Genomic DNA, 7,845 nt, shown 5'->3' on the forward strand with positions numbered 1-7,845 from the left:
CGTGTACTCGTCCTCGCCCATCTTGTAGACGAACACGTCGGGGGTGATGTACTGCGCGTCGTCCCCGCTGAAGTTGCGGCCCGGCTTCGGGTCCAGCTTCGGCAGCAGCTTGGACGCCTCCACCACCTCCTCGAGCGGCACCTTCAGGTCCTTCGCGATCGCCGGAAGGTTCTTGCTCTCGAGGTACTTCATGTGGCGCTTGATGATGAGGCCCAGCAGCGACGCGTGCTTGTCCTTGAGCGCGGCCACCTGGATGAGCAGGCACTCCTGCAGGTCCCGCGCGGCGCAGCCCTTGGGCTCCAGGTTCTGGATGCGGCGCAGCGTGCGTTCGGCCACCGACATGGGCACGTCCGCCTCGTTGGCCAGGCGGATGAGCGGGTCTCCCTCCACGTCGTCCAGCGTCAGGTACCCGTCGTGGTTGAGGTTGCCCAGGATGAGCATGCCCACGCGCCGCTCGGCCTCGTTGAGCCGCAGCGTGCCGAGCTGCTCCTGGAGGTGGTCGACCAGGTCCTCCTTCTCCACGAGGTTGGCCTCAAAGGAGGGCATGTCCTCGGTGGACACGTTGCCCTTGTTGGAGGCGGTCGTCGGCTCGTTGAACTGGTAGCTGTTGAGGTAGGCCTCCCAGTCGATCTCCGGCGGCCCATCCCCATCGGCCTTGAACTCCGGCGCCGCGTCCGGCGTGCGGTTGTCCGCGATGTCGGGGGGAATCTCGGTGTTCGCCGCCTCCATCGAGGCCTCGCCCGGCTCCTTGCCCGCAGTGTCGCCAAAGGGCGTCTCGTCCGGCTGCTCCAGCAGCGGGTTCTGGTCCATCTCCTCCCGGACCTGCTCCAGCAGCTCCATCCGGGAGAGTTGCAGCAGCTTGATGGCCTGCTGCAGCTGGGGCGTCATCACCAGCTGCTGCGAAAGCTTCAGGCTCTGCTTGAGTTCCATCGCCATTCGGAGGGTCTCCCGCCCAATTCAACAATCGACTCGACGGCAAACCGCCATCAAGGACCGTGCCAAGGTAACAAGCCCCCCTGACTTCGTCCAGTGCCCGCGAGTCCGGCCTGTGCTTTGCATTCTGTGAATTTCTTCATTTATTCCGGACACTTACACCGTCTCGTCCGCTCGGAAGGCGTTCACGAATGGACGGCGCGTGTGTCCGAAAGGCCAAGCGAGGAGGGGAGCCCGGGAGGCTGCCCATGCCGGATTCTCGGCCTTCAAACCGACTGCAAGCGGAATCGCTCGCCGAGGTACACGGCGCGCGCCCGGGCCGAGGCGGCAATCTGCTCCGGTGTGCCCTCTTCCAGGATTTGACCCTGTGCGATGATGTAGGCGCGGTCGCAGATCCCCAGGGTGTCCTGGACGTTGTGGTCGGTGATGAGGACGCCCAGGCCCCGGGACTTCAGGTGGGCGATCTGCCGCTGGAGGTCGCCCACGTTGATGGGGTCCACGCCGGCGAAGGGCTCGTCGAAGAGGATGAAGCGGGGGTTGGGGATGAGCGAGCGGGCGATCTCGGCGCGGCGGCGCTCGCCCCCGGAGAGGGTCTCACCGAGCGAGTCGGCCACATGGCCCAGGCCGAACTCCTCCAGGAGCTCGCTGGCGCGCTTCTCGCGGGCGGCGGCGTCCAAGCCCGGCTGGAGTTCCAGCACGGCCAGGAAGTTCTGGCGCACGGTCAGCTTGCGGAAGATGGAGGCCTCCTGGGGGAGGTAGCCCAGGCCGCGGCGGGAGCGCCGGTGCATGGGCAGGTGGGTGAGGTCCTCGGCGTCCACGCGCACGCGGCCGCCGTCGGGCCGCACCAGGCCCACCACCATGTTGAAGCTCGTGGTCTTCCCCGCGCCGTTGGGACCGAGCAGCCCCACCACCTCGCCCTGGGCGACGTGGAAGGAGACACCGCGCACCACCTGGCGCTTCCGGAAGGTCTTCTGGAGGCCCTCCGCGAACAACTGGCCGCTCATCTGCCCGTGCCCCCACCCGGCTCGCGCCGAGGCTGCTCCGCCGGGGGGGCCGGCTCGACGGTGATGACGGCGTTCTCCACCTCGAAGTTCTCGTTGCCGAGCGTCATGCGCACCTTGGTGCCCCGCAGGTGCGTCGTCCGATCGCGCGCCTCGGGGTTGCCCGTCATCACCAACACCCCCGTGGGCACGTTGAAGTCCGCTCGCTCGCCCCTGACCGTCCGCTCGCCGTCCGTCGCCCGCACGTTGCCCACACACTCCACGCGCGTCACCTCATGTGCGGCGTTGTAGGAGGTGATCATCCTGTCGCACCGCATGTCCATGGTGCGGTGTTTCACCGCCACATCGCCGGTGAAGACGGCCTGGTTGCGCGTGCCGGCCACCCGCTTCGAGGAGATCTCCGTCGGGTTGCGCGACGGGGGGGACTCCCGGCCCGCGCTCCGGCGCGGCTGCTTCACCGGGGCCCCTTCGAGGACGACGACAGCGTTCTCCACGTCGAAGTTCTTGCTGCCGAGCAGCAGGCGCACCAGGGAGCCCCGAAGGTGCGTCGTCGGGTCGCGCGCCTCGGGGTTGCCCGTCACCACCAGCACGCCCGTGGGCACGTCGAAGTCGGCCCGCTCGCCCGTGGCGGTGCGGTCGCCGTCCACCGCGCGTACGTTGCCCACGCACTCCACGCGTGTCACCTCGCGCGGGCCGGTGTAGTGGGCGATCAGCTCGTTGCACCGCAGATCCAGGGTGCGGTGCTTCACCACCACGTTGCCCTTGAAGACGGCCTGGTTGCGCGAGCCCGTCACCAGGTCGGAGGAGATGCGCACCGGCTCGCCCAGTTGGGGGGCCTCCGCCTCGCGGGGTGGGCCCGCATGGGAGGTGGCCGCGGCGGGCTGCACCGGTTGGCCCGCGAAGAAGGCCATCACGAGGTACTCAATCACGCGCGGCTCCCAGGACGGTCTCCACCGAGCCCTCGAAGGTGAACTGGTCGTCGGGGAAGGACAGCGAGAAGGTGTCCGCCGTGAGACCATAGTCCGGCCCCTTCACCTGGATGCCCTCGGTGCCGCGCGCCGACTGCCGGGCCCCGTCATAGGTGGCCCGAGGCGTGTGCGCCACCATCCCCGAGGCGGTGCGCACCTCCACGTCGCCCGAGGCCACCATCTGCCGCGTGCCCACGTTGCCCTCCATGAGGCGCGCGCGCACCCGGGTGTCGCCCGTCTGGCCGTGCCCCTGGTCCTTGCCCAGCACCTGCAGGGTGGCCTGGGTGGCGGTAAGGTCCCCCGAGCGCTGGTAGGTGGCCTGCCCGGCATTCCCCGTCAGGGTCAGGGTGCTGCCGTCATACGAGCGCAGCCGCACCCCCCGCATCACCACGGCGGGCGGCTCGGAGGCGTCGCCGGGCGCCTGCTTCGGGGCGCAGGCCGCCAGGATGGCGAGGAGGCTCGACAGGAGGACGGAACGGGACACGGAGCCACTTCCTATCACCGGGTCGGGGTGGGCGCTCCCGGAACGAGCACGCCCGCTGGCTCGGGGGGTCGGGTCTTCCAGCGCTGGTGCATCCATACCCACTGCTCGGGGGCCCGGCGGATGGCCGCCTCGATTCGCTGGGAGAGCGCGGCGGTGAGGGCCAGGGCATCCGCCTCGCGGTCCTCGCCCGCCCGCCAGGGCACCTCCTCCATCCACAGCCGGTAGCCGTCGCCCTCGCGCTGACAGAAGCCCACCACCACCGCCGCGCCGGTGCGCAGCGCCAGGTCCGCCGCCGCCCGGGGCGTAGCCGCCAGCTCGCCGAAGAAGGGAACGAAGAGGGACTGCACCTTCGTGTCCTGGTCGATGAGCAGTCCGAGGATCTCCCCCGCCTTGAGGGCGCGCAGCATGGCCCTCGCCGCCCCCTCCTGGCCGCGCCAGATGCTGCGCACCCCGCCCTGGGCCCGGAAGCGCTCGACGAGGGCGGTGAGCCGGGGGTCCGTGGTCTCCTTGGCGATGCTCTGGCTGGGGTAGCCCGCCCGCGCCACACGCCGGGCCAGCAGTTCCCAGTTGCCCACATGGCCCGAGATGAAGACGACGCCCTTGCCCCGGGCGAGCGCCGCCTCCAGGACGCTCCGGTCCTCGTCCGACCAGCGCACCAGGCGCTCGAGCTGCTGGTCCATGGAGGTGGTGGCCCCCACCTCGAAGGCGGCCATGCCCAGGTGACGGAAGGAGGCGCGGGCCAGGGCATGCCGCTCCGCGTCGGACTTCTCCGGGAAGGCGCGGGCCAGGGACTTCAAGGCCTTGCGGCGCTCCCCGCCGGCCACGGCGAAGGCGAACCGGCCGAAGCCGGCCCCCAAGCCCCGGGCGAGCCCCAGCGGCAGGGCACTCACGATGGCCAGTGCCGCACGGACGAGCAGGTAACGGAGGAAACGCTTGAGGCGCTTTGCTAAGGGTGGGCGCTCCACGAGCGTTTCCATATCCCATGCGCGAATACAACTTCGACGGCATCGTTGGTCCCACCCACAATTACGGTGGCCTCTCGCCCGGCAACCTGGCGTCCACCACCCATGGGGGCGAGGTGAGCCACCCTCGCGCGGCCGCCCTCCAGGGACTGGAGAAGATGCGCTTCGTGGCGAGCCTGGGGGTGGGACAGGCCGTGCTGCCGCCCCAGCCGAGGCCCTCGCTCAAGGCGTTGCGGATGCTGGGCTTCACCGGCACGGACGAGGAGGTCATCACCCGGGCCGGACAGGAGGCCAACCACCTGCTGCGGCTCACCTCCAGCTCCGCCGCCATGTGGACGGCGAACGCGGCCACGGGGGCGCCCTCGGAGGACACGGCGGACGGGCGGATGCACCTGACACCGGCCAACCTCCAGCAGATGTTCCACCGGGCGCTGGAGGCGGAGACGACGCACTCGGTGCTGCGCTCCATCTTCGCGGACGAGCAGCGCTTCGCCGTCCATGCACCGCTGCCCGGCGGCGGACACTTCGCGGACGAGGGCGCGGCCAACCACACCCGGCTGTCCACCCCGGGGCACAAGGCGGTGCACCTGTTCGCCTGGGGACGGAGCGCCTGGCGAGACGACGTGCGCCACCCCAGCCGCTTCCCCGCCCGGCAGACGTTCGAGGCCAGCCAGTCGCTCGCCCGGCTGCACAAGCTGGACCCGGCCCAGGTGCTCCTGCCGCAGCAGGCGCCCGAGGGCATCGACTCCGGCGCCTTCCACACGGACGTGATGGCGGTGGGCAACGGCAGCTTCCTCATGCTGCACGAGCTGGCCTTCGTGGACCCCCAGGGGCTGCTGAAGACGCTCCGGGAGAAGCTGGGCGAGGGCTTCACGTACACCCTGGCCACGCAGGAGGAGCTGCCGGCGCGTGACGCGGTGAAGGCCTACCCGTTCAACTCGCAGGTACTGTCGCTGCCGGACGGCACCATGGCCATCGTGGCGCCCGAGGAGGCCCGGGAGACGGAGCCGGCGCGGCGCTTCCTGGAGCGCGTGGTGGCCGAGAACAACCCGGTCAAGCACGTGCACTACCTGGACGTGCGCCAGTCGATGAACAACGGCGGCGGCCCGGCGTGCCTGCGCCAGCGCGTGTGGCTCACCGACGCCGAGCGCGCCGCGGTGAAGGCCAACGTCTTCTACACCCCGGAGCTGCACGAGGCGCTCGCCGGCTGGGTCAAGCGACACTACCGCGAGGACCTGCGCGCCAAGGAGCTGGCGGACCCGCAACTGGCCCGCGAGACGATGACGGCGCTCGATGAGCTGACGCGAATCCTCAACCTGGGCAGCGTCTACGACTTCCAGAAGTGAGCCCGGGGGCGCGCGCCCGCCTGCTCGGTGGGCGCGCGTCCGAAGTGGCATGGACGTTGGAACGAGGGCGGTGCACCTTCGAGAGACGAGGAGCCACGATCCATGATTCCCGAGTCCATCCAGCACTACCTGCACGACCACCACGTGCCCTTCCTCCGCCATTGGCACCCGCGCGCGGTGACGGCGCAGGAGTTGGCGCAGGCGCTTCACGTGACGGGCTACCGCGTGGCCAAGTCGGTCATCGTCCGGGCCGACCAGCAGCTCTGGATCTGCCTCATTCCCGCCGTGGAGACGCTGGACCTGGAGAAGGTGGGCGAGGCCCTCGGCACCCGGGAGGCGCGGCTGGCCACCGAGGACGAGTTCGCGAACCTCTTTCCCGAATGTGAGCTGGGCGCGGAGCCGCCCTTCGGCAAGCTCTACGGGCTGCCCGTGGTGATGGATGAGAGCCTGGGCGTGGCGGAGGACCTGCTGCTGCGCGCCGGCTCGCACGAGGAGGCACTGGAGGTGAGCGTCGAGGACTTCATCGGCCTCGAGGCCCCCCGGATGGCCGCTCTCCTCATCGAGCGTCCGGCCCACCCCACCGTGCACCACGACCTGCACCCGTAGCGGGGCGGCTCAAGGCGCCTCGTCTCCTCCCGAGGCCACGTCCTCGTCCGAGCCGAGCGCCCGCAGGAGCTCCGGCTCCCGCTCCCCGCCTCCGATCCGCTCCTGGCGCCGCGCCTCCACGCGCTGGCGCTCCCCTTCCTCCAGACGGGCCGCCCACGCCTCCGCCTCCGCGCGCTTGTCGGAGGGCAGCAGCCTCACCCCCTCGCGCACGGCCCGCGCCGCGGCATCCATCTGGTGCATCGACTCGTGGAGGCGCGCCACCCGGAACCACGCGTCCGTGTTGGGCTGGAGGCGCGCCGCGGTCTGCCAGGAGTCGAGCGCCCGCGCACGCAAGCCCTCCCGCTCGAAGCTGTCGCCCTCGAGCATGAAGAGCCGGGCCCGCTGCGTCAGGTCGGAGAGGAAGGGGCTCACCCGCTGGAGCGTCTCCCGCGCGCGCCGGGGAAGGCCCATGTCCATCTGAAGCCGCGCGAACATGAAGGCCAGCTCCACGTCGCCGGGGAAGCGGGTGCGCACCTCCTCGAGGAACTTCAACGCCTCGTCGTTCCGCTCCTGGGCCCGGAGCACGTCCACGCGCAGCAGGTGCGAGGCGAGTGCGTCCGGAGCCCGGCGGGAGACCTCGGCGCTCGCGGCCTCGGCCTGCTTCAGCTCGCGCCGGTCGAGTCGCAGGCGCGTCTCGCGCTCCCACAGGCCCACCGCTTCCGGCGCCGCGTCGAAGCGCTCCCGGGCCCAGGCGAGCCAGGGGAGGGCCTCCTCGTGACGCCCGGCCCGCACGAGTTCGGTGGCGAACCGCACCGCCTCGCGCGGCGAGTCCGGCGTGAGGGCCTGGAGCTCATCGAGGGTGCGCGCCCGTCCGAGCGCCTCGTTCCACAGCACCTCCCGGTCTCCGGCCTCGAAGGCCAGGCGGTACTCGAGGAAGGCCTGGGTGCGGCCCCCCAGGGCGAGCAGGGCGCGCGCGGCCACGCGGTGGGCCCGGGCATCCAACGGGTTGAGGAAGAGGGCCCGGTTGGCGAAGGCGAGCGCCTCGGTCGCGCCCGAGGGCCCCGAGGCCACGCAGGCGGTGCCCAGCAGGTCATGCAGGGCGTAGTCGGTCGGGTGCCGGTCGATGAGGACGAGCCCCCGGGCCCGCACCTCGGAGAGCGGGGCGCGCGCGGCGACGAGCCTCCCAAGCTCCTCCTCGGCGGCGGACAGCGTGTGCCGGCCTGGGACGAGCGCGGCCAGGGCCACGGCGGCGAGCACCCCTCCCGCCGCGAGCCCATGTGGGGGAGCCAGGCCGCGGGAGGCCGGAGCCTCGGAACGTGCGCGGTGCTCGGGCCGGACCACGGTGGCCAGGGCGACGAGCGCCGCCACCATCGTCGCGGGAAACTCCAGGCTGAAGTCGAAGAGGTCGTGCAGTCCGAGCGCCACCACGCCCGCGAGCACCGACAGCTCCACCGTGCCCCACCCCGCCCGGCGCAGCAGCCGACCGAAGCCCCACAGCCCCACGGCGAGCAGCAGCAGGCCGGGCACGCCCCACTCGGTGGCGAGCTGAAGCAGCGCGTTCTCCGG

The 7,845-nt window shown here is 71.3% G+C and carries 7 protein-coding genes and 1 pseudogene; 2 read left to right on the forward strand and 6 right to left on the reverse strand.

Going from position 1 to position 7,845, the window contains the following annotated elements:
- The 5 genes and pseudogenes from VF794_RS40465 to VF794_RS40485 all read right to left on the reverse strand — a co-directional run.
- Positions 1-936 (reverse strand): annotated as a pseudogene (locus tag VF794_RS40465) (RNA polymerase sigma-54 factor); the annotation flags it as partial.
- A gap of 263 nt (positions 937-1,199) precedes the next feature.
- Positions 1,200-1,937 carry an LPS export ABC transporter ATP-binding protein gene (lptB, locus tag VF794_RS40470; protein ID WP_331119205.1) on the reverse strand — a complete coding sequence of 246 codons (738 nt, stop codon included), beginning with the start codon at positions 1,935-1,937 and terminating at the stop codon, positions 1,200-1,202.
- Positions 1,934-2,863 (reverse strand): LptA/OstA family protein, encoded by a 930-nt coding sequence (locus VF794_RS40475; protein ID WP_331119207.1) that lies wholly within the window; start codon positions 2,861-2,863, stop codon positions 1,934-1,936. The genes lptB and VF794_RS40475 overlap by 4 nt, the downstream gene beginning before the upstream one ends.
- The gene (locus tag VF794_RS40480; RefSeq protein ID WP_331119209.1) at positions 2,856-3,386 is read right to left on the reverse strand and encodes a hypothetical protein; all 531 of its coding nucleotides are present in this window, start codon (positions 3,384-3,386) and stop codon (positions 2,856-2,858) included. The genes VF794_RS40475 and VF794_RS40480 overlap by 8 nt, the downstream gene beginning before the upstream one ends.
- Before the next feature lie 14 nt (positions 3,387-3,400).
- A complete protein-coding gene (locus VF794_RS40485; RefSeq protein WP_331119211.1) occupies positions 3,401-4,363 on the reverse strand; it encodes a lysophospholipid acyltransferase family protein in 963 nt (320 codons plus the stop codon).
- Positions 4,364-4,368: 5 nt separating this feature from the next.
- On the opposite strand from VF794_RS40485, the gene astB reads away from it, so the two are divergent.
- A complete protein-coding gene (astB, locus tag VF794_RS40490) occupies positions 4,369-5,694 on the forward strand; it encodes an N-succinylarginine dihydrolase (protein WP_331119213.1) in 1,326 nt (441 codons plus the stop codon).
- Between the two features lie 102 nt (positions 5,695-5,796).
- The gene (locus tag VF794_RS40495) at positions 5,797-6,300 is read left to right on the forward strand and encodes a YbaK/EbsC family protein (RefSeq protein ID WP_331119215.1); all 504 of its coding nucleotides are present in this window, start codon (positions 5,797-5,799) and stop codon (positions 6,298-6,300) included.
- Positions 6,301-6,309: 9 nt separating this feature from the next.
- Here the strand turns inward: VF794_RS40495 and VF794_RS40500 are convergent.
- Positions 6,310-7,845 (reverse strand): tetratricopeptide repeat protein (locus VF794_RS40500; RefSeq protein WP_331119217.1); only part of this gene is annotated, 1,536 nt, incomplete at its 5' end.

The sequence above is a fragment of the Archangium sp. genome, from assembly GCF_036389735.1.
Classification (GTDB): Bacteria; Myxococcota; Myxococcia; order Myxococcales; family Myxococcaceae; genus Archangium.